The sequence below is a fragment of the Lysobacter korlensis genome (assembly GCF_042434515.1).
In genome coordinates this window covers 272,820-294,042 of the sequence record NZ_JBHLTG010000001.1, presented here as the reverse complement: position 1 = coordinate 294,042, position 21,223 = coordinate 272,820, and the positions used below count along the sequence as shown (strand labels likewise).

Sequence of the window (21,223 nt, the reverse complement as noted above, 5' to 3'; positions counted from 1 at the left end):
CGGCCGGAACTCAGCGGCGCAGGATCGCGACGTAGCGCGCGGTGAACTCGGTCGCGTTACCACCTTCCGGCAGGCGCGCCCGGGCGACGAGTCCGGCGCGCGCGCGGCCGCGCTGGCGCAGCGTGTCGAGGAAGACCTTCCAGTTCGATTCCGGGGCGAGCTCGGCTTCGACGTCCAGGTCGGCGAACAGCGGCGCGAGGTAGCGCAGCTGGCTGTCGGCGACGTAGACGTCGGCATCGAGGCCGGCCTGCTCGACCTTCAGCGACACCAGACCCCACGATGCGAGCGTCATCATCGACGCGAGGCTGCCGCCGAACGCGCAGCCCTTGTCGTTGACGTGCACCGACAGCGGCGCGTGCAGGCGCAGGCGGCCGTCCTCGTAGCCGGTGACCGACAGCTGCATCAGCGCAACCGGCGGCATCGACTGGTAGTGGTGGGCGAGGCGGGCGAGGGTGGCGTCGGTCATCGCGGTCTGGGCCTGTGCGAAGCTTGGAGGCATGGCCGATCGACCACGCAAGGGGCCCGGATGGTACGTGATCTCGCTGCGACCGCGCGGTGAGCACGGCGGCCTGCGGCAGGCGGCCGCGCGCGCCGGCGCCGGGTTGATCGCGCTTTCGCCGTGGCGGCTGCAGCTGCGGCGCGGCGCCGCGACGCAGCGCGCGTTGGCCGCGGCGCTGGCCGCGCCGGCGGTGGTATTCACGAGTCCGGCGGCCGTGCGCGCGGCCGTGAAGCTGCGGGCGCTGCCGGTCGGGCCTGGCCGGCAGTGGTGCGCGGTCGGGGCCGGCACCGCGGCGGCGCTGCGCCGCGCCGGGGTGCGCGAGGTGCAAGTGCCGCAGCGCATGGACAGCGAAGGCGTGCTCGCGCTGCCGGTGCTGCAGGCGCTGGACGGGGTTGAGGTCGGGCTGGTGACCGCGCCCGGTGGTCGCGACCTGCTGGCGCCGGCGCTCGAGGCGCGCGGCGCGCGGCTGCGACGCGCCGATGTGTATGCACGGCTGCCGGTCGCGCCGGCGCCCACCGCGGTTGCGATGCTGTGCCGCGTCGATGCGCCGCTTGCGCTCGCGCTGTCGAGCGGCGACGCGCTGCAGCTCGCGCTGCGTGCGTTGCCGGACTCGGCCGCGGACCGGTTGCGCAGCGCGCAGGTACTGGCGGCGAGCACGCGGCTGGCCGCGCTTGCCAGCGAACTCGGCTTTGGGGATATCACGGTGGCCGCGGGACCGCGGCCCGGGCAGCTGGTTGCGGCGGCGCGGCTGCCGGTGGCGGCCGGCTGAGGCTGCGAAGCAGCCGCGTCGCCGCGATCGCCATCACGCGGGGAGGTCCGACATGCCCTCGCAACACGGCCGCGCCCGGCCTGAACATCCGTTCAGGTAGCATCGCACCGCGCCTCCGCCTTCGCCGCCGTGGTTTCCTCCGTGCCTTCGAATCCTTCCCAGCGTCGGGCCTGGTGGCCGTGGCTGCTCGTCCTCGTACTCGGCGGCGCGCTCGCAGTAGGCGCGTGGTTCTGGCGAACACACGACGCCCGTCAGCAGGCGCGCCTGCGCGAGGCCGACCAGCGGCTGGGCGCACTCGAGCAGCGGCTCGATGCGATGCGCCGCGACCAGCGTGCGCAGTACCAGCGGTTGCAGCACGCCGATGCGACCAACCGCGTGCTGCGGGACGAACTGCTCGCGGTCGGCCAGCGCGCGGCATTGCTCGAAGACAGCGTCCAGCAACTCGCGGCGGCAGGCCAGAGCGGGGCTCATGGGCTGCGCCTCGACGAGGCCGAGCTGCTGCTGACGTTTGGCCTGCAGCGGCTGCAGGTGGCCGGCGACGTAGAGGGCGCGCGCCGCGCGTACGCACTGGCCAGCGATGTGATTGAAAGCGTCGCCGACCCGACCCTCGTGAGCCTGCGGCAGACGCTGGCGCAGGAGCGCGCCGCGCTTGCCGACCCGGCGGCCGAACCGCGGCGGAAGGTGCTCGCGCGCCTGACCGCACTCGGCGACGCGCTTGCCGACGAGCCCGCGCCAGCGCAGGCCGCTGACGCAGGGCCGCAGCCGTGGTGGCGGCGCGCGCTGTCGCGCATCGTCCGGATCCGCCGCAGCGACGCGAAGCCCGGCATCCCGGCGGACCAGCGCGGCGCCGCCCGCGCCGCGCTGCAGCTCGAGCTCACGCTGGCCCGCGCCGCCGTGGAACGACGCGACGCCGCGGCGTACCGGGCCGCCTTGCAGCGCGCGGAGGAGTGGCTCATCCGGCTGTGGTCGGACTCGCCCACACGCCGTCGCCACCAGGCTGAACTGCGCTCGCTCGCCGCGACCAGGCTTTCACCCGCGTTTCCTACGCTCGGCAGCACGCTGGTTCAGCTTCAGCAATTGCGCCCGGCCCGTTGATCCGGTCGCGCCCGCCCGGCCGCACAGGTGACCCGATGAATCTGTTCCGCAATCTTCTGTTCTGGATCGTGCTTGCGCTGCTGGCGGCGTTCGCCGCGCAGCTGCTGGTGCAGGACCCCGGCCTGGTGCTGGTGCGCTATCGCGGCTACGACTACACGACCACGCTCGCGGTCGCGCTGTTCGTCGGCATCGCGGTGCTGCTCGGCCTGTGGCTGGTCTGGAAGCTCGTCACGCTGCCGATTGCCGCAGTGCGGCGGCGGCGCGAGCGCCGCAACCGCGCGCTGCTGACCGACGGGTTCGAGGCGCTCGAGCACGGCCACTGGTCGCGTGCGGAGAAATCCCTGCTTGGCGCGGCCGAGCACGACGAAGGCGCGGGCTTGGCGCGTATCGGCGCGGCACGCGCGGCCGCCTCGCGCGGCGATATGGAACTGGCCCAGCAGTATCTGGATGCCTTGCCCGAAGAGCATGCCGGGATGCGCGCGGTGGCGTTCGCCGAGTTCGCGCTCGCACACGACCGGCCATCGGATGCGCTCACCGCGCTCGATGCACCGGCCGCGCAGCCGCTGCCTCCGCGCGGCTTGGCGCTGCGCGCCGACGCGCTCGCCCGGCTCGGCCGCGCCGGCGAGGCATACGGCCTGCTAGGTGCGCTGCGCCAGCAGCATGTCTGGCCTCCGGCGCAGCTCGCCCGTCACGAAGCGACCTGGGCCGAGGCCGGGCTGCGCGAGGCCGGCGATGCGAACGCGCTGGCCGACCGCTGGGACGCGATGCCCAAGCCGCTGCGCAGCGATCCCGCGATCGTGGCCGCCTATGCCGAGCGCGCGGCGGCGCTGCGCTGGGACGAAGCGGCCGCGAAGAGCATCGAGGACGCGCTCGACGCTAACTGGAATGAGTCACTGGCCGCGATGTACGGCCGCCTGTCGATCGGCCGGCTGGAGCACCGCCGCGAGCGCGCCGAGCGCTGGCTGCAGGCGCATCCGCGCAGCCCCGGCCTGCTGCTGACGCTGGCCCGGCTCAATGCCGAACAGGGCCTGTGGCCGCAGAGCGAGGACTACCTGCACCGCGCGATCGCGCAGGGCGCGGGCCGGCCGGCATGGGAAGCACTCGGCGAAGGCTATGCGGCTGTCGGCGACGACACCCGGGCCCGCATCGCGCTCGCGAATGCATTGCGTGCGGGTCGCGGCGATGCGCTGGTCGAACTGCCGGGCCGCGAGCTGCATCCGCGTGCGCTGCACGATGGCGTAGTGGCCGAAGATCGCGACGAGCACGGCGTACCCCGCCTGCGCGGTTGAGCGTTTCGCGCTTGCGCGGCTAAGGCGGACTGCCGACGGTGGCCGGCTTTGCGCAATGGCACTAGGCCGCGTCCAACGATTCGCGCTCGTACGCATCGTCGGTGATGCGTAACGCCAAACGCGGTCGGGGATGCGACCGGCTCGACACGCGAGTACACCGCTGGTGCGCGGCCGGGCTCGGTCGGAGCGCAGATTTTTGCGACGGCGCCTGCGGGTAGTCAGGCGTCGCGCCCGCCTCAGCCGTCAGCCGTCAGCCGTCAGCCGTCAGCCGTCAGCCGTCAGCGCTCGAGGATCGCAACGCCGCCCATGCCGCCGGCGGTGCAGATCGATACCAGGCAGCGGCCGCCGCCACGCTGGGCGAGTTCCTTCGCGGCGGTGGCGATGATGCGCGCACCGGTCGCGGCGAACGGATGGCCGGTCGCGAGCGAGGACCCGTTCGGATTGATCTTCGCCGGATCGATCGACCCGAGCGGCGCATCCAGGCCCAGGCGGTTGCGGCAGTACTCCTCGCTTTCCCATGCGCGCAGCGTGCACAGCACCTGCGCGGCGAATGCCTCGTGGATCTCGTAGATGTCGAAGTCCTGCAGCGTCAGCCCATTCCGCGCGAGCATTTCGGGCACCGCGACGGTGGGCGCCATCAGCAGGCCTTCGCCATGCACGAAATCGACCGCGGCCACGTGCACGTCGCGCAGCCAGCACAGCGGTTCGATGCCATGTGCCTGCGCCCACTCGGGCGAGGCGAACAGGCAGGCCGCGGCGCCGTCGGTCAGCGGCGTGGAGTTCGCAGCGGTCAGCGTGCCGCGGCCGCTGGTGCGGTCGAACGCCGGCTTCAGCGCGGCGAGTTTTTCGAGCGTGCTGTCGGGGCGCAGGATGTTGTCGCGGGTCACGCCACGAAACGGCACCACCAGGTCATCGAAGAAACCGCGCTCGTACGCGGCCGCGAGCTTGCGGTGCGAACTCAGCGCCCACTCGTCCTGCGCCTCGCGCGGGATGTTCCACTGCTTGGCCATGTCCTCGCAGTGCTCGCCCATGCTCTTGCCGGTGCGCGGCTCGGCCACGCCGGGAAAATCGGGTTTGAGTTCGTTGAGGCGGAAGCCGCGGAACGTGGCGAGCTTGTCGCGCGGCGTGCGCGCTGCATTCGCGGCCAGCAGCCGGCGGCGCAGCGACTTGCCGTAGACGATCGGCACGTCCGAGGTCGAATCCGAGCCGCCACCGATGCCGGACTCCATCTGCCCGAGCGCGATCTTGTTTGCGACGTGGCCGATCGTATCGAGCGAAGTGCCGCAGGCGCGCTGCATCGTGATGCCCGGCGTCAGCGGCGACAGGCCCGACGACAGGGCGGCTTCGCGCCCGAGGTTCCAGTCGGCCGAATGCTTGATCACCGCACCGAGCGCGACCTCTCCGATGCGCTCGCCGTGCAGGCCATATCGCTCGACCAGTGCGCCGAGCGTGCGGATCGACATCCCGAGGTTGCCGACGTCGGCGTAGGCGGTGTTCTGGCGACAGAACGGAATACGCACACCGCCGAGCACGGCGACGGGACGGCCTTGCAGCATCGGAAAGCTCCTCACGGCAGCCCGCGGGGCGGCGCGGGCATAATGCGCCGGAGTGTAGCGCCGCCTTTGCGAGCGACCAAACGCCTGCGTATCGAATGAGTTCAGCTTCGTCCGATCCCTCCGCGGTGCACGTGCTCGGTGCACTCGCCCTCGAACTGCGCGGCGACGCGCCGGTGGCCTCGCCGCATCTGGCGCAGGCCGAGGCTGGCGAGCTGGCCGAACTGATCGCGCATGACCTCGCGCGTTTCGCACCCGAGGCCGCCGGCCTCGAACTGCTGACGGTCGGCGCGCATTACGATCCGGTCGAACTGCTGCGGCCGGGCTGGCCGCTGCACCGCGAGCTCGACCAGCTGGCCGCGCGCGCCCCGCGTGCGGGCGGCGAAGGCGGCCGCATCATCGCGTTCGGGACCCACGAAGGCCGGCTGCCCGGCGCGCTCACGCCGTCACCGGACTACACCGGCGGGCCGCTGCGGCTGGTGCCGTTCGTGCTCGGCGGCGACGCCGACACCGTCGCGACGGTTGGCGATGCGTTCGAGCGCGAGCTGCTCGAGCGCGGCATGGCCGGCGCGGCGACCGCGCTTGCCGCGCAGGGCTCGTTCGGTCTGCTGGTCGAGCACGCGCGCTACCTGACCGCGCACGATCTGGCCGCGATGATGGCGCTGCAGTACGAGCATGCCGGCCTCGCGCCGCTGTGGCCGGTGCTGGAAACCGCGCTGCTCGAGCCCGAGGGCGAAACCTGGCTCGACGCGCCGCCCGAACCGCTGGTGCGCTACACGGGCGGCGAGGCGCGCATCGCGCTGTTTTCGCCGCAGGCCTGGCACGCGCATTACGCGCCGGAGTCGACCTGCGACAGCGACGAGGCGCGCGAACGGCTGCATCGCCGGTTCGGCCATTTCGAACGCCGCCAGCGCCAGATCGCCGCCGTGCTCGGCGCGCATGGCGTAGCGGTGCATTTCGTGCACTGCAGCGCCGGCGAAGACTGCCGCGCCGCGCTGGGCTGATCGGCTTGAAGATCGTCGTCTTCGGCAACTCCGGCTCGGGCAAGAGCACCTATGCGCGCGCGCTTGCCGCGCAGCGCGGGTTCGAGCACCTCGACCTGGACTCGATCGTCTGGGAGCCCGGGCAGATCGCGGTCGCGCGTCCGGCCGACGTCGTGCGCGCCGAGCTGCAGGCGTTCGTCGATGCGCATCCGCAGTGGATCGTCGAGGGCTGCTACGGCGAGCTCGTCGAGATCGCCGCGCACCACTGCGACGAGCTCGTGTTTCTCAATCCGGGGCTCGACGCCTGCCTGGCGAACAACCGCCGTCGCGAGTGGGAGCCGCACAAATACGCGTCGCGTGCGCAGCAGGACGCGATGCTCGATGCGCTGCAAGGCTGGGTCGCGTCGTATTACACGCGCAGCGACGCGTGGTCATACGGGGCGCATCGTGCGCTGTTCGATGCGCATGCGGGGCGCAAGCGCGAATACAGCGGCGGCGAGACGCCGGCGCTGTAGCGCGTATCGCATCGGGCAGCGGCGGTTGCCAGCCGGACCGCGGCAAAGCCAACCCGCACCTCTCGCACGGCGCCCCACTCGCGGGCCGCGGTCGAACGCGTGGGGTTCAAGGCTCGAACACCGCAACCGGCAGTCGCGGCGCCCGGCCCGGGCCCTACTTCAGTGTCCGAACTCCTGCTCGAGCAGGCGATAGCCGGCGTCGCGCATGCCGAGCGCGGCATAGGTGCGCTGCGCGGTTTCATTGCCGTGTTCGACATACAGGCGCAGGCCGACGACGCCGTCGGTGGCGCGCGCGAGCTGCTCGACATGGCGGTACAGCGCGGCGAACACGCCCTGGCGGCGGTGCGATTCGGGCACGTACACGCTCTGGATCCACCACCAGTCGCCGCAGCGCCAGTCGCTCCATTCGCGCGTGAGCATCAAGGTGCCGACCGCTTCGCCGATCGTTTCGCGGCCGGCGACGGTGACCTCGCGCATCGCGATGAAGTAGCGCGATTTCGCCGGATCGGCGAGGCCGGCTTCGACGCCGGCCAGCACGACCGCCTCGTCCAGTCGCTTGTGCTCGGTCTCCCAGGCCATCGCGATCGCCCATTGCGCGAGGCGCTCGGCATCGTGCGCACTCGCTTCGCGGATCCGCAGCGTGGCATCCATGCTCAGCGCTGCGCGTTGATCAGCCCGCAGGCCACGCGCGCGCCGGCTTCGCCGGACGGCTGGCTGCGGTAGTCATCGGCCTTGGCGTGCACGATCACGGCACGGCCCGCGACGTCGTTCGCCGCGCCGCCGCCCAGTGTCACGCCCTCGGCATGCGCGCTGACCTGCGCGACGCCCTGCGCATTGGCGACGATGTTGTTCATGTCGCCGGCATGGTGGGCGCCGGCGTCGACCTTGCCGTGCGGCGCGCCGGTCGGGTTGAAGTGGCCACCGGCGCTGCTGGCGTCGGCCGCGCTGCAGTCACCGCGCTCGTGCACGTGGATCGCATGCGTGCTGCCCGGCGTCAGGCCGCCGACTTCGCCGGTGAAGTGCACGCCGTTACCCATCGGCACCGCGGTCAGTCGCCCGCTGACCAGGCTGGCCGACGCGGACGCCAGGTTGACCGTGGCCGAGCGCGCGGTCGAAACGGCGGGCGGCGTCGAGCCCGGAGCCGAGGCGGCGCCTTCGGAGGGCGGCGGCGTCGTGGTGCAGGCGGCGAGTGCGAGGACGGCGGGGGCGGCGAGCAGCAGGCCTTTCATCGGTCGACTCCGGTTTCGGGGCCTGCAAGGCTAGCGCAGCGGCGATCGGCGATGGGTGAGCCGGCCTCAGCGGCGACGGTCGGGTCCAAGCTTGCGCGCCAATGTATTGCGGCCCAGGCCGAGGCGGCTCGCGGCCTCGGCGCGGCGGCCGCCGGTGTGCGCAAGCGCGGCGTCGAGCAACGCGCGCTCGAAGCGTTCGAGTGCGAGCGCGTGCAGCTGGGTGCGCCCCTGCGCGAGCTGGTCGCGGGCCCAGGCTTCCAGCTGCGCATCCCATGGCAGTGCACCGGCGTCGGCGCCCGCAGCCGCGCCCGGCCCGAGCGCGGCGGCGACGTCGTCGACCGTGACGACCTCGCCCGGTGCGAGCGCGGCCAGCCGCCAGCACAGGTTTTCCAGCTCGCGCACGTTGCCGGGCCAGGCATGCGCCTGCAGCCGTTCCAGCGCTTCGGCCGCGAGCCGCTTGGCCGGTGCGTCGAACTTCGCGGCGGCCAGTGCGAGGAAGCGTTCGGCCAGCATCGCAACGTCCTCGCGCCGCTCGCGCAGCGGCGGCAGGCGCAGCCGCACCACGTCGAGCCGGTGCAGCAGGTCGGCGCGGAAGCGCCCGTCGGCCGCGAGTGCCTCGAGGTCCTGATGGGTCGCGGCAATGACGCGCACGTCGACACGGATCAGCTCGCGGCCGCCGACGCGGAAGAACTCACCGCCCGCGAGCACGCGCAGCAGGCGCGTCTGCAGCGGCAGCGGCATGTCGCCGATCTCGTCGAGAAACAGCGTGCCGCCGTCAGCCTGCTCGAAACGGCCGACGTGGCGCCGCGTCGCGCCGGTGAACGCGCCGGCCTCGTGGCCGAACAGTTCGGACTCGAGCAGCTCCGACGGGATGGCCGCGGTGTTGAGCGCGACGAACGGCCTGTGCGCGCGCGGCGACTCGCGGTGCAATGCACGCGCGACGAGTTCCTTGCCGGTGCCGGTTTCGCCGGTGACCAGCACCGACAGCGGCGCCTGCGCGAGCCGGCCGATCGCGCGGTACAGCGTGCGCATCGCCGGCGCGTCGCCGACCAGCGTTGCGGCGTCGGGCAGGTCGGAGGCGGTTGGCTCGATCGCCGCCGCTTCGGTGCTGCCGATCGTGCGCTCGACGAGTGCGACCGCATCGTCGAGGTCGAACGGCTTGGACAGGAACTCGTGCGCGCCGCCGCGGAACGCACCGGCAGTGCTGGCGACGTCGGTGTAGGCGCTCATCACCACGACCGGCAGCTGCGGCAGCCGCGCCTTGAGCTTGTCGAGCAGCACGAGGCCATCGTCGCCGGGCATGCGCACATCGGTGAACAGCAGTTGCGGCGGCGGCGCGCCGGCATCGAGCGCGGCGAGCACGTCGGCGGCGTTGTCGAATGCCTCGACCGCATGGCCGGCCTCGCGCAGCGCCGCGGCCAGCACGAAGCGAATGCTGCGGTCGTCATCGACGATCCAAAGGCGCGCGCCGGCGCTCATCGGGCTGCCCCTGCGAGTGCGTCGCGACGCATCTCGGCCGGCTGCATCGGCAGCAGCAGCGTGAACACGGTATGCCCGGGCCGCGAGCGGTAGGCCAGCGAGCCGCGGTGCTCGCGCGCGACCTGCTGCGCGAGCGCGAGGCCCAGGCCGCTGCCTTCGGCGCGCCCGGAGACCAGCGGCAGGAACAGCTGCTCGGCGAGCTCGTCGGGCACGCCGCGGCCGTCGTCGATGATCTCCAGCCGCAGCGCGACCGCATGTGCCACGTCGCCGATGCGCAGGCCGTGCTCGGCGCGCGTGCGCAGCGTGACCTGGTTCGCGCCGGCCTCGATCGCGTTGCGCACGAGGTTCCAGACGGCCTGGGTCAGGCGGTCGGCATCGCCGTTGAATTCCGGCAGGCTCGGGTCGTAATCGCGCAGCAGACGCACGGCCCAGCCCGCATCGTTCTCGGCCAGCCTCAGCACGCCCTCGAGCACGGCGTGGATGTTCAGCGGCGCATGCGGGCGCGGCGGCGCCGGACTCAGCAGCCGGTCGAGCAGGGCGGTCAGGCGCGCGATCTCGCTGTCGACCAGGCCGACGAGCTCGCGCGATTCAAGGTCGCCGGCACCGATGCGCCGCCCGAGCAGCTGCGCGGCACCCTTCAGGCCGGCCAGCGGGTTGCGCAGCTCGTGCGCGAGCCCCTTCAGCGAGGCCGACAGCGCCGACGGCAGCAGCAGCGCCGGATCGCCGCCGGGGAACTCGTCGACCGGATGCGCCTCGAGCAGCGCGCCGCCCGCGTCGTCGGCGCTGACCCAGACGTCGGCAAACCGGTCATCGGTATCGGGATAACGCAGCCGCACGCGGCGCAGGCGCAGCGGCGCGGCTTCGCCGGCGGCGATACGGGCGAGCGGCTCCGCGAGCCGGCCCTCGGCGTCGAGCGCGGCAATCGTCGCGCCGCGCAGCCGGCGCGGGCTGACCGCGAGCCAGCGCGCGAACGCCTGATTGCAGTCGCGCAGCAGGCCGGCCGCATCAAGCCACGCGACGGGCGTGGTCAGCTGGTCGAAGTCGGGCGCGGCCGCGGGCATCGCGCCATGGTAGTGCATGGCCCCGCGAGCGCCCCGGCGCGCGGGCTCAGGCGAGCGGCAGCTCGCATTCGAACTGCAGCCCGCCACCGTCGCGGGGGGACGCGCGCAACTGGCCGCCGTGCGCGCGCGCGATCGCATCGGCGATCAGCAGCCGCAGGCCCAGGCCTTCGTCCGCCGGCGCGGGCAGCGGCGCGTCGAACAGGCCGGCGGCCCCGGCCTCGTCGAGCGCCGGTCCGCGGTCTGCGAGCACGACGCGCAGGCCAGCGGGCGCGGGCTCGACGTGCAACTCGGGCGAATGGGCCGGATCGCGCGCGGACAGGTGCGCGAGGAGCGTGTTGAACAGCTGCACCAGCCGCGACTCGTCAGCCTCGACTTCCGCCGCTTCCAGGCCGGCTGCGAAGCGCGGATCGGTCGACAGGCCCGGCACGCTGCCGATTGCCAGATCCAGCACCATCGCGAGCGGCGTGCGCACGCGCTGGCCGACGAGGCGCTGCTGTTCGGCGCGGTTCCAGTCGCCGAACTCCTCGATCATGCGGTTGAGCCGGCGCGTCTGCCGGTCGATCACGTCGATGAGCTCGCGCTGGCGTTCCGGCGGCAGCACGTCGCTGCGCAGCAGGAACGTCGCGGTCTGGATCGGCGCGAGCGGGCCCTTCAGATCGTGCGCGACGCGATCGGTCCAACGCCTCATGCGACCGGCGCTCCGGTTCTGGCCGCGTCCGGCACGGCCAGGCACACGCGCTGGATCGCCTCGACCTCCGGTGGCTTGACGAGGTGATGGTCGAAACCCGCCTCGTGCGTGCGCCGGCGGTCCTCGGGCTGGCCCCAGCCAGTCACCGCGACCAGCACCAGGCTGCCGCCACCCGGCGCCGCGCGCAGCCGGCGCGCGAGCTCGTAGCCATTGAGGCCGGGCATGCCGATATCGAGGAACACGACCTGCGGCTCAAACTGCGCGACCGCCTCGACCGCGGCCTGCGGGTCGTACAGCCGGCGTGCCTCGTGACCAAGCAGCTCGAGCATCATCGCGAGCGTGTCGGCCGAATCGTGGTTGTCGTCGACGACCAGCACGCGCCGCCGCGGCACGCTCGGGCCGCTGGCCGCGAGCGGCTTCGGCGCCGCGACCGGCTGCGCCTGCGCGACCGGCAAGCGCACGACGAAGCGACAGCCCTGGCCGAGGCCTTCGCTCTCGGCGCGCACGTCGCCGCCGTGCATCTCGACGATGCGGCGGACCAGCGTCAGGCCGATGCCAAGGCCGCCCCGCGCGCGCTCGACCGAGGTGTCGACCTGGGTGAACAGCTCGAAGATGCCGCGTGCGTCCTCGGCGCGCAGGCCGATGCCGCGGTCGACGATGCAGACCTCGACCTCGTCGCCGTCGAGTTCGACCTGCACCTTGATCGGCTGGCCCCCGTCGGAGTACTTGACCGCGTTGTTGAGCAGGTTCGAAAACACCTGCGACAGCCGGTGCCGGTCGGCCTGCAACGCGATCGCGTTCGCCGGCACGTGCATCTGCAGCGCATGGCGACCGGCCTCGAGCAGCGGCGCGGTGGTCTCGACGGCCGATTCCAGCACCGCCTGCAGCGTGGTCGGTTCGGGCTGCAGTGCGAGCTTGGCCTGGTTGATGCGCGCGACGTCGAGCAGGTCGTCGATCAGCCGGACCAGCAGCGCGAGCTGGCGCTGCATCGTCTCGTGCAGGCGGGTGGTTTCCGCGCCGCCCATCTGCCCCTCGGCGCTGCACATCAGCCCGAACATGCTGATCGCGTTGCCGATCGACGACAGCGGGTTGCGCAGCTCGTGCGCGAGCGTGGCGAGGAACTCGTCCTTGCGGCGATCAAGTTCGAGCAACCTGGCCTCGGCGCCTTCGCGCACGGCGATCTGCGCCTGCAGCTCGGCGTTGCGCGCGGCGAGCTGCGCGTTCGCCAGTCGCAGCGACTCGTTCAGCGCCTCGAGTTCGCGCGCCTTCTCGACCTGCAGCGCTTCGTTCGCCGCGGCCAGGCGCTCGTTCGCGTTCTGCAGCTCACGGCGCTTGCGGTAGAGCTCGACGAGCACCATCACCTTGCTGCGCAGGATCTCGGGGATCACCGGCACGCTGACGTAATCGACCGCGCCGAGCTTGTAACCGCGCAGGCGGTCCATGTCGGTCACGTTGACCGCGGTGACGAAGATGATCGGCGTCCTTTCGAAGCGCGGATGCTGGTGGATCAGGTTCGCGGTCTCGAAGCCGTCCATGCCCGGCATGTTGACGTCGAGCAGGATCACCGCGAACTCGCCATCCATCAGCCGCTTGAGCGCTTCGGTGCCCGAGTTCGCCTCGACGAGGTGCTCGCCAAGGGGCTCGAGTACGGCGCGATACGACAGCAGCCTGCCCGGCTGGTCATCGACCAGCAGGATGTTGACCGGTTCGACCGGCGTGGTGGGCATGGCGACCATCAGCGGTGCAGCCACTGCCGCAGCATCGCCAACAACTCGTCGGTGACGACGGGCTTGGCGAGGTAATCCGAGGCGCCGGCTTCAAGGCACTTCTCGCGATCGCCCTTCATCGCCTTCGCGGTCAGCGCAATCATCGGCAGCGCGCGCGAATCGGGCTGGGCGCGGATCGCCCGCATTGTGTCGTAGCCGTCCAGGCCCGGCATCATGATGTCCATGAGCACGAGGTCGATCGAGGGATCGGCGGCGACCTTCTCGATCGCTTCCTGACCGGTGCCGGCGGTGATGACGTGGATGCCGTGGCGTTCGAGCACGCTCGACAGCGCGAAGATGTTGCGCACGTCGTCGTCGACCACCAGCACGTTGCGGTTGCGCAGTGCATCGTCGGACTCGTGCAGCGAACGCACCATGCGCTGCTGCGAGGCGGGCAGGTTCTTGACCACGCGATGCAGGAACAGCGCGGTTTCATCGAGCAGCCGCTCGGGCGATTCCACGCCCTTGATCACCACGCTTTTGGCCATGCGCCGCAGCCGGCGGTCTTCCTCGGCGCTGAGCTCCTTGCCGGTGAACACCACGACCGGCACCTGGCGCACGGCCGGTGCGTCCTGCAGTTTTTCGAGCAGTTCGAAGCCGCTCATGTCCGGCAGGCGCAGGTCGAGCACGATGCAGTCGTATTCGCTCTCTTCGAGCTTGGCGAGCGCTTCGGCGCCGCTGCCGGCCGCATCGATCGCGACATCGTCGTGGCCGATCAGTGCCTCGATGCTCATGCGTTCGCGCGCATCGTCCTCGACGATCAGAAGCCGCTTCGTGCGCGGCTGTGTGTAACGGCGGATGCGGTCGAGCGCCTCGCCGATCAGCTCGCTGGATGCGGGCTTGGCAAGGTAGGCGAACGCGCCGCGTTCGAGGCTGTGATGCCGCTCCTCATCAACGGTGACGATCTGCACCGGGATGTGGCGCAGGTCCGGATCCTGCTTGAGCCGCGCAAGCACCGCCCAGCCGAGCATGTCGGGCAGGAAGATATCGAGCGAGACCGCGTCGGGGTGGCACTCGCGCGCCAGCCGCAGGGCTTCGGCGCCGCTCATCGCGACAAGCGCATTGAAGCCCGACGTGCGCGCGTGGTCACGCATCACGCTGCCATAGCGCGGATCGTCCTCGACCACGAGCAGCGTCGGGCGCTGCGGATCGAGCTGGTTGCGATCGTCCTCCACCGCTACGGGCGCAAGATCCTCGAGTGCCGCGAGCGTCGTGGGCCTGTCCGCATGCGCCGTCGCCGCTGCCGCGTCGCCGGTGAAATGCTGCGGCAGGTAGAGCGTGAACGTGCTGCCTTCGCCCGGCGTGCTTTCAAGCTTGAGCTCGCCGCCGAGCAGCCCCGCGATTTCGCGGCTGATCGCCAGGCCCAGGCCGGTGCCGCCGTATTTGCGTGCGGTGCCCGCATCGGCCTGCTGGAACGCCTCGAACACGATGCGCTGCTTGTCGGCCGAAATGCCGATGCCGGTGTCGGCCACTTCGAACGCGACGACCTGCGGTGCAGCGTCGAGCGCCGGATGGCCCGGCGTCCAGCCGGTGCGCACGGGGCGCGCGCTGAGCCGCACGCTGCCGCGCTCGGTGAACTTGAATGCGTTCGAGAGCAGGTTCTTGAGGATCTGCTGCAGGCGCTTGGCGTCGGTCGTGAGCGAGCGGCCCAGCGACGGCGCCATGCCGACCGAGAACTCCAGCCCGCGACGCTCGGCTTCGTGGCGGAAGCCGCGCTCGAGGTTTTCGCGCAGGTGCGAGAACGCGACCTCCTCGCGGTCGACGGTCACGGTGCCCGACTCGATCTTCGACAGATCGAGGATGTCGCTGATCAGATGCAGCAGGTCGGTGCCGGCGCCGTGGATCGTGCGCGCGAATTCGACCTGGCGCGGCGTGAGGTTCGTTTCCGGGTTCTCAGCCAGCTGCTGGCCAAGGATCAGGATCGAGTTCAGCGGCGTGCGCAGCTCGTGCGACATGTTCGCGAGGAACTCGCTCTTGTAGCGCGAGGTCAGCGCGAGCTCGGCGGCTTTTTCCTCGAGCGCGCGGCGTGCCTGCTCGATCTGCCGGTTCTTGGTTTCGACCTCGGCCTTCTGCTCGGCCAGCAGCGCGGCCTTGAGCGCGATGTCCTCGTTGGTCTGCTGCAGCTCCTTCTGCTGCGCCTGCAACTCGCCCGCCAGCTGCTGCGACTGCGCGAGCAGGCTCTCGGTACGCATCGTCGCTTCGATCGTGTTGAGCACGATGCCGATGCTGTCGGACAGCTGCTCGAGGAAGCTGCGCTGGCTTGCAGTGAACTCGCCGAGCGAGGCGAGTTCGATCACGGCCTTGATCTGGTCTTCGAACAGCACCGGCAGCACGATCACGCTGTGCGGCAGCACGTCGAGCAGACCGGACTGGATGCGCACGGTGCCGGGTGCGACGTTATCGACGACGATCATGCGGCCCTGCGATGCGCACTGGCCGATCAGGCCTTCGCCGAACTCGATCGTATGCATCAGCGGCGACATCGCCGCGTCGGCGTAACCGGCCAGCTGACGCAGGCGCGGATGCGTGCCGCCGGTCTCGACGACATACATCAGGCCCTGCTGCGCGTTGACCAGCGGGGCGAGCTCGCCGAGCAGCATGCGGCCCAGCGTGATCAGGTCGCGCTGGCCCTGCATCATGCCGCTGAACTTCGCGAGGTTGGTCTTGAGCCAGTCCTGTTCGCGGTTGGACTCGGTGGTCGCACGCAGCGTGCCGATCATCGAGTTGATGTTGTCCTTCAGGTCGGCGACTTCGCCGCGCACGTCCACCGTGATCGAGCGCGTGAGGTCACCCTGCGTCACCGCAGTTGCGACCTCGGCGATCGCGCGCACCTGCGTGGTGAGGTTCGCCGCGAGCTGGTTCACGTTCGCAGTCAGATCCTTCCAGATGCCGGCCGTGCCCGGCACGTTCGCCTGACCGCCGAGGCGGCCTTCGACACCGACCTCGCGCGCCACGGTCGTGACCTGGTCGGCGAAGATCGCCAGCGTCTCGGTCATGCCGTTGATCGTGTCGGCGAGTTCGGCGATTTCGCCCTTCGCCTCGACCATCAGCTTTTTCTGCAGGTCGCCGGTCGCGACCGCGGTCACCACCTTGGCGATGCCGCGCACCTGCGTGGTGAGGTTCGACGCCATCGAGTTGACGTTGTCGGTGAGGTCCTTCCACGTGCCGGCGACGCCGGGCACCTGCGCCTGGCCGCCGAGCTTGCCTTCGGTGCCGACCTCGCGCGCCACGCGCGTAACTTCCGCGGCGAACCCGTTGAGCTGGTCCACCATCGTGTTGAGCGTGTTTTTCAGCTGCAGGATCTCGCCCTGCGCATCGACCGCGATCTTGCGCGACAGATCGCCCTTCGCCACCGCGGTCGCAACTTCGGCGATGTTGCGCACCTGCGTCGTGAGGTTCGACGCCATCGAGTTGACGTTGTCGGTGAGGTCCTTCCATGTACCTGCGACGCCCGGCACCTGCGCCTGGCCGCCGAGCTTGCCTTCGGCGCCGACCTCGCGCGCCACGCGCGTGACTTCCGCAGCGAAGCCGTTGAGCTGGTCCACCATCGTGTTGATGGTCTGCTTGAGCTCGGCGATCTCGCCTTTGACGTCCACCGTGATCTTGCGCGACAGGTCGCCCTTCGCGACCGCGGTCGTGACCTCGGCGATGTTGCGCACCTGACTGGTCAGGTTGCCCGCCATCGAGTTCACGTTGTCGGTCAGGTCCTTCCAGGTACCTGCGACGCCCGGCACCTGCGCCTGGCCGCCGAGCTTGCCTTCGGTACCGACCTCGCGCGCCACGCGCGTGACTTCCGATGCGAAGCCGTTGAGCTGGTCCACCATCGTGTTGATGGTTTCCTTGAGCTCGGCGATCTCGCCGCGTACGTCCACGGTGATCTTGCGCGACAGGTCACCCTTCGCGACCGCGGTGGTCACCTCGGCGATGTTGCGCACCTGCGAGGTGAGGTTGCTCGCCATCGCGTTGACCGAGTCGGTGAGGTCGGCCCAGGTGCCGGCGACGCCGGTGACCTGCGCCTGACCGCCGAGTCGGCCTTCGGTGCCCACCTCGCGCGCCACGCGCGTGACTTCCGCGGCGAACCCGTTGAGCTGGTCCACCATCGTGTTGATCGTGTCCTTGAGCTCGGCGATCTCGCCGCGCACGTCCACGGTGATCTTGCGTGACAGGTCGCCCTTTGCGACCGCGGTGGTCACGTCGGCGATGTTGCGCACCTGCAGCGTCAGGTTCGACGCCATCGAGTTCACGTGGTCGGTCAAATCCTTCCACGTGCCGGCGACGTCCGGCACCGCGGCCTGGCCACCGAGCTTGCCCTCGGTGCCGACCTCGCGCGCCACGCGCGTGACTTCCGATGCGAAGCCGTTGAGCTGGTCCACCATCGTGTTGATGGTTTCTTTGAGCTGCAGGATTTCGCCGCGCACATGCACGGTGATCTTGCGCGACAGGTCGCCCTTCGCGACCGCGGTGGTCACCTCGGCGATGTTGCGCACCTGCGAGGTCAGGTTGGACGCCATCGCGTTGACCGAGTCGGTCAAATCCTTCCAGGTGCCGGCGACGCCGGGCACGATCGCCTGGCCGCCGAGCTTGCCTTCGGTACCCACTTCGCGCGCCACGCGCGTGACTTCCGATGCGAAGCCGCGCAGCTGGTCCACCATCGTGTTGATGGCTTCCTTGAGCTGCAGGATTTCGCCGCGCACGTCGACGGTGATCTTGCGTGACAGGTCGCCGTTCGCGACCGCGATCGTCACCTCGGCGATGTTGCGCACCTGCGCGGTGAGGTTGCTCGCCATCTGGTTGACCGAGTCGGTCAGTTCCTTCCAGACGCCGGACACACCCTTGACCTGGGCCTGGCCACCGAGGCGACCGGCAGTACCGACTTCGAGCGCAACGCGCGTGACTTCCGACGCGAACTCGCCCATCTGCTCGATCATGCGGTTGACGATCTTCGCCGAGCGCAGGAACTCGCCTTGCAGCGGCCGGCCGTCGGCCTCGAGCGGGACGGTGCGCGACAGATCGCCCTTCGCCACCGCGGCCATTGCCTCGGTCATCGTTTCGACCGGGCGCACCAGGTCGTCGATCAATTCGTTGACCGAGCGCTCCATCTGCGCCCACGCCCCCGCGCCCTGGCCCGACTGCACACGCTGGCGCGTCTGGCCTTCGCGGCCGACTTTGTCGCCCACGCGGTCGAGCTCGGCGGCCAGTTGCCGGTTATGGCAGACAATGTCGTTGAATGCATCGGCCAGCCGCCCTTCGAGGCCTTCCCAATGGCGCGGCAGCTGCACGCTGAAATCGCCGTCCCGCATGGCGACCATCGCAGACAGCAACTGGTGAAGTGCGTCGGGATCGACGCCGGTGGCAATCGCGGGACGGACCGCGGTAATGATTTCAGACACGGCAGCACTTCGGCATGGCCCGTTCCCCACGGGCAAGGACCGGGGAGTGTAGCGGGGTCCTGAGCTGCCGCCCTTGTTGCGGCCTTCACACGGACTCGACAGTTTGAATGGGGGCAATTCGCCGGCTCGGCTTGGCTGCGTCCGCCCGGTCGGCGGGGCCGCGAGCCGCGCGGGGCGGGCCGCTTGGAGGGGCCGGCGGCGTGGCGGTCGTGCGCCATAAGTGCGCGGGCGGGCCACGTGTTAGCCACAGGATCGGGCGGCCTCTGCAAATGAAAAGGCCGGCAATCGCCGGCCTTTTCAGTGCTGGGTCCAACTGGTGCCGGCGCGATTTACTGCGTGGCGCGGCGGTTCAGCGGGGCCATCTGGGCTGCCGGCTGGCCGTCCGGGTTCAGCGGGATCAGCGTGCCGGGGCCTTCGACGCGGAAATAACGGTCCTGCGAGCCGTCGGCCGGCTTCAGGTGCAGGGCGTTCGCATTCGCCTCGTGGATCCAGGTGCCGCGCCCTTCGCCGGCGGCGCTTTCCTGCATCACATACGCGCCGTCTGCGGTCAGGCTCAGCTGCATGCTGTCGCTGATGTAGGTACCCGCAAAGCCTTCGGTGCCGGCGGCGGGCGTCGTGCCAGCTGCCGCGATCGCCGCTGCGTCCGGCGCAACCGGCTCGGTCGTGGCCGGTGCCACGGCCGCGGGCGCAGCGGCGGTTTGATCGGCGGTTACCGCGCCGACGGTGTCATCGACCGGCTCGTCACGGTCGAAGAACTCCATCGCTGCCCAGATCAGCAGCGCGGCGATCAGCGCCGCAATGATCCAGGGCCAGATGGATTTCTTTCGTTCGATGTTGATCTCTGCCATTGCCGCGTCCTGCCTTAGGAGAGGGAGCCTGGGACGCTACTGTTTGGCACGTCGGGCGATAGTGAAACCGGCTGGCGCGCGCGGCGCACGGGCACGTGGGCCGCAGGCATCGCAACGCACACGGCCCGGATCGCTCCGGGCCGTGTGGTGGTGCATCAGGCGTGATGCGGCTGGTTTAGGTGCGTGCGATGGATCGGTGAGCGCCTGTTGCGCCCTGCCGGGCCGGACATGCGCCGGTCCGAACCGTGGATGTCCGGCTGCCCTAACGCCTTACATCGCGTAGTACATCTGGTATTCGAGCGGGTGAGGAGCAGGCGCTTGCGCGGCACTGCCGCGCGCCTGCTCCGAACGCCCGGCGCGGTGCGCCGGGCCGGACATCCGCCGGTCCGAGCCGTAGTTATCCGGCTGCCGCGGCGCCTTAGATCGCGTAGTACATCTGGTATTCCAGCGGATGCGTCGCCGCGCGGAAGGCGGTGACTTCCTTCATCTTCAAACCGATGTACGCATCGATGAGATCGTCGGTGAACACACCGCCGGCCTTGAGGAAGTCGCGGTCCTTGTCGAGTGCTTCCAGCGCCTGGTCGAGGCTGTGGCAGACGGTCGGGATGTTCTTTTCCTCTTCCGGCGGCAGGTCGTAGAGGTCCTTATCAGACGGCGCGCCCGGGTCGATCTGGTTCCGGATGCCGTCCAGGCCCGCCATCATCAGCGCGGCGAAGATCAGGTAGCCGGAGTTCATCGGATCGGGGAAGCGGATCTCGATGCGGCGCGCCTTCGGGTTCGCAACGTACGGAATGCGGCAGGATGCGGAGCGGTTGCTCGCGGAGTACGCCAGCATCACCGGCGCCTCATAGCCCGGCACCAGGCGCTTGTACGAATTCGTCGTCGAGTTGCAGAACGCGTTGAGCGCGCGCGCGTGCTTGAAGACGCCGCCGATGTACCACAGCGCCATCTGGCTCAGGCCGCCGTAACCGTCGCCGGAGAACAGGTTCGTGCCGCCCTTGGCGAGGCTCATGTGCACGTGCATGCCGCTGCCGTTGTCGCCAACGATCGGCTTGGGCATGAACGTCGCGGTCTTGCCGTTGCGGTGCGCGACGTTCTTGATCACGTACTTCATCGCGAGCAGCTCGTCGGCCTTCTTGGTCAGCGAGTTGAACTTCGTGCCGATCTCGCACTGGCCCGCGTTCGCGACTTCATGGTGGTGCACTTCGACTTCGATGCCGATCGCCTCGAGCGTCTTGCACATCTCGGCGCGGATGTCGTGCAGCGAATCCAGCGGCGCGACCGGGAAATAACCGCCCTTCACGCCCGGCCGGTAGCCGGTGTTGCCGCCCGCGTATTCACGGCCCGAGTTCCACGCCGCTTCTTCCGAATCAATGTGGAAGAACGTATGGCCCATCTCGTTCGCGTAGCGCACCGAATCGAAGATGAAGAACTCCGGCTCCGGTCCGAAGAACGCCTGCTCGGCGACGCCGGAGGACTTGAGGAACGCCTCGGCGCGCTTGGCCACGCCGCGCGGATCGCGCGAATAGGCCTGCATCGTCGCCGGGTCCAGGATGTCGCAGACCAGCACTAGGGTCGGGTCGGCGGTGAACGGGTCGAGGAACGCGCTCGACGCATCGGGCAGCAGCACCATGTCCGACTGCTGGATGCCCTTCCAGCCCACGATCGAGGAGCCGTCGAACATCTTGCCGTCCTCGAACAGGCCCGGCTCGATGATGGATTTGGGGAACGTCACGTGGTGCTGCACGCCGCGCAGGTCGGCGAAGCGCAGGTCGACGAATTCGACCTTGTGGTCACGGATGAGCTTTTCGACGTTCTCAATCGACATGGCGACTCCAGGCAGCATGGGCAGGGCGGCGACCGGTTGGCCGCGGCGTTGCGGGTGGGTATCGCAAGGGCCGTGCCAAGCTCGAGCCGCGCCTACGCGCCGTGCCATCAGGGCGGATGGCACCGGTTGCAGCATCGTGCTGCACCGCCTTGGTGCATGACCGGGCTCGGCGCACTGAAATGGTGCACACATTGCATGAGCTATGCTCCGCCGCGCTGCGGGCCCGGCCCG

Annotated in this window: 16 protein-coding genes; 5 read left to right on the top strand and 11 right to left on the bottom strand. The window is 70.2% G+C overall.

The features are described 5' to 3' along the window. Positions 1-10: 10 nt before the first annotated feature. Entirely contained in the window at positions 11-499 is a 489-nt protein-coding gene (locus ACFFGH_RS01295; protein WP_386664154.1) for a YiiD C-terminal domain-containing protein, read from the bottom strand. On the opposite strand from ACFFGH_RS01295, the gene ACFFGH_RS01290 reads away from it, so the two are divergent. From ACFFGH_RS01290 to ACFFGH_RS01280, 3 genes are all read left to right on the top strand, one after another. After that, positions 498-1,268 carry a uroporphyrinogen-III synthase gene (locus ACFFGH_RS01290; protein WP_386664152.1) on the top strand — a complete coding sequence of 257 codons (771 nt, stop codon included), beginning with the start codon at positions 498-500 and terminating at the stop codon, positions 1,266-1,268. The genes ACFFGH_RS01295 and ACFFGH_RS01290 overlap by 2 nt on opposite strands. A gap of 141 nt (positions 1,269-1,409) precedes the next feature. Then, positions 1,410-2,363, top strand: coding sequence for a uroporphyrinogen-III C-methyltransferase (locus tag ACFFGH_RS01285; protein WP_386664150.1), 954 nt, complete (start codon positions 1,410-1,412; stop codon positions 2,361-2,363). A 35-nt stretch (positions 2,364-2,398) separates the two neighbouring features. Then, the gene (locus ACFFGH_RS01280) at positions 2,399-3,652 is read left to right on the top strand and encodes a heme biosynthesis protein HemY (RefSeq protein ID WP_386664149.1); all 1,254 of its coding nucleotides are present in this window, start codon (positions 2,399-2,401) and stop codon (positions 3,650-3,652) included. Between the two features lie 278 nt (positions 3,653-3,930). On the opposite strand, the gene ACFFGH_RS01275 is transcribed toward ACFFGH_RS01280, so the two are convergent. After that, a complete protein-coding gene (locus ACFFGH_RS01275) occupies positions 3,931-5,208 on the bottom strand; it encodes an acetyl-CoA C-acetyltransferase (protein ID WP_386664147.1) in 1,278 nt (425 codons plus the stop codon). 95 nt (positions 5,209-5,303) lie between these two features. Here ACFFGH_RS01275 and ACFFGH_RS01270 point away from each other — a divergent pair, with 95 nt between their 5' ends. Continuing rightward, positions 5,304-6,209 (top strand): hypothetical protein, encoded by a 906-nt coding sequence (locus ACFFGH_RS01270; RefSeq protein WP_386664145.1) that lies wholly within the window; start codon positions 5,304-5,306, stop codon positions 6,207-6,209. Between the two features lie 5 nt (positions 6,210-6,214). Further along, on the top strand, positions 6,215-6,703 hold the full coding sequence (locus tag ACFFGH_RS01265) for a P-loop NTPase family protein (protein WP_386664143.1): 489 nt from the start codon (positions 6,215-6,217) through the stop codon (positions 6,701-6,703). Positions 6,704-6,862: 159 nt separating this feature from the next. Here the strand turns inward: ACFFGH_RS01265 and ACFFGH_RS01260 are convergent, their stop codons facing one another. The 9 genes from ACFFGH_RS01260 to glnA form a co-directional block, all read right to left on the bottom strand. Continuing rightward, on the bottom strand, positions 6,863-7,354 hold the full coding sequence (locus ACFFGH_RS01260; RefSeq protein WP_386664141.1) for a GNAT family N-acetyltransferase: 492 nt from the start codon (positions 7,352-7,354) through the stop codon (positions 6,863-6,865). 2 nt (positions 7,355-7,356) lie between these two features. After that, a complete protein-coding gene (locus ACFFGH_RS01255) occupies positions 7,357-7,932 on the bottom strand; it encodes a superoxide dismutase family protein (protein ID WP_386664139.1) in 576 nt (191 codons plus the stop codon). 66 nt (positions 7,933-7,998) lie between these two features. Next, a complete protein-coding gene (ntrC, locus tag ACFFGH_RS01250) occupies positions 7,999-9,411 on the bottom strand; it encodes a nitrogen regulation protein NR(I) (RefSeq protein ID WP_386664138.1) in 1,413 nt (470 codons plus the stop codon). Further along, positions 9,408-10,472 (bottom strand): two-component system sensor histidine kinase NtrB, encoded by a 1,065-nt coding sequence (locus ACFFGH_RS01245; protein ID WP_386664137.1) that lies wholly within the window; start codon positions 10,470-10,472, stop codon positions 9,408-9,410. The genes ntrC and ACFFGH_RS01245 overlap by 4 nt, the downstream gene beginning before the upstream one ends. A 46-nt stretch (positions 10,473-10,518) precedes the next feature. After that, entirely contained in the window at positions 10,519-11,160 is a 642-nt protein-coding gene (locus ACFFGH_RS01240) for a sensor histidine kinase (RefSeq protein WP_386664135.1), read from the bottom strand. Next, positions 11,157-12,911, bottom strand: coding sequence for a response regulator (locus tag ACFFGH_RS01235; RefSeq protein ID WP_386664134.1), 1,755 nt, complete (start codon positions 12,909-12,911; stop codon positions 11,157-11,159). The genes ACFFGH_RS01240 and ACFFGH_RS01235 overlap by 4 nt, the downstream gene beginning before the upstream one ends. Further along, on the bottom strand, positions 12,896-18,316 hold the full coding sequence (locus tag ACFFGH_RS01230; RefSeq protein ID WP_386664132.1) for a HAMP domain-containing protein: 5,421 nt from the start codon (positions 18,314-18,316) through the stop codon (positions 12,896-12,898). The genes ACFFGH_RS01235 and ACFFGH_RS01230 overlap by 16 nt, the downstream gene beginning before the upstream one ends. A gap of 329 nt (positions 18,317-18,645) precedes the next feature. Next, the gene (locus tag ACFFGH_RS01225; protein WP_386664131.1) at positions 18,646-19,164 is read right to left on the bottom strand and encodes a copper resistance protein NlpE N-terminal domain-containing protein; all 519 of its coding nucleotides are present in this window, start codon (positions 19,162-19,164) and stop codon (positions 18,646-18,648) included. Between the two features lie 418 nt (positions 19,165-19,582). Continuing rightward, on the bottom strand, positions 19,583-20,992 hold the full coding sequence (glnA, locus tag ACFFGH_RS01220; RefSeq protein ID WP_386664129.1) for a type I glutamate--ammonia ligase: 1,410 nt from the start codon (positions 20,990-20,992) through the stop codon (positions 19,583-19,585). Positions 20,993-21,223 lie beyond the last annotated feature (231 nt).

Bases quoted from the DNA above. Each gene is read 5' to 3' on its own strand.
- ACFFGH_RS01290 (WP_386664152.1), top strand. From the start codon at position 498: ATGGCCGATCGACCACGCAAGGGGCCCGGATGGTACGTGATCTCGCTG.
- ACFFGH_RS01295 (WP_386664154.1), bottom strand. From the start codon at position 499: ATGCCTCCAAGCTTCGCACAGGCCCAGACCGCGATGACCGACGCCACC.
- ACFFGH_RS01280 (WP_386664149.1), top strand. From the start codon at position 2,399: ATGAATCTGTTCCGCAATCTTCTGTTCTGGATCGTGCTTGCGCTGCTG.
- ACFFGH_RS01275 (WP_386664147.1), bottom strand. From the start codon at position 5,208: ATGCTGCAAGGCCGTCCCGTCGCCGTGCTCGGCGGTGTGCGTATTCCG.
- ACFFGH_RS01270 (WP_386664145.1), top strand. From the start codon at position 5,304: ATGAGTTCAGCTTCGTCCGATCCCTCCGCGGTGCACGTGCTCGGTGCA.
- ACFFGH_RS01260 (WP_386664141.1), bottom strand. From the start codon at position 7,354: ATGGATGCCACGCTGCGGATCCGCGAAGCGAGTGCGCACGATGCCGAG.
- ACFFGH_RS01255 (WP_386664139.1), bottom strand. From the start codon at position 7,932: ATGAAAGGCCTGCTGCTCGCCGCCCCCGCCGTCCTCGCACTCGCCGCC.
- ntrC (WP_386664138.1), bottom strand. From the start codon at position 9,411: ATGAGCGCCGGCGCGCGCCTTTGGATCGTCGATGACGACCGCAGCATT.
- ACFFGH_RS01245 (WP_386664137.1), bottom strand. From the start codon at position 10,472: ATGCCCGCGGCCGCGCCCGACTTCGACCAGCTGACCACGCCCGTCGCG.
- ACFFGH_RS01240 (WP_386664135.1), bottom strand. From the start codon at position 11,160: ATGAGGCGTTGGACCGATCGCGTCGCGCACGATCTGAAGGGCCCGCTC.
- ACFFGH_RS01225 (WP_386664131.1), bottom strand. From the start codon at position 19,164: ATGGCAGAGATCAACATCGAACGAAAGAAATCCATCTGGCCCTGGATC.
- glnA (WP_386664129.1), bottom strand. From the start codon at position 20,992: ATGTCGATTGAGAACGTCGAAAAGCTCATCCGTGACCACAAGGTCGAA.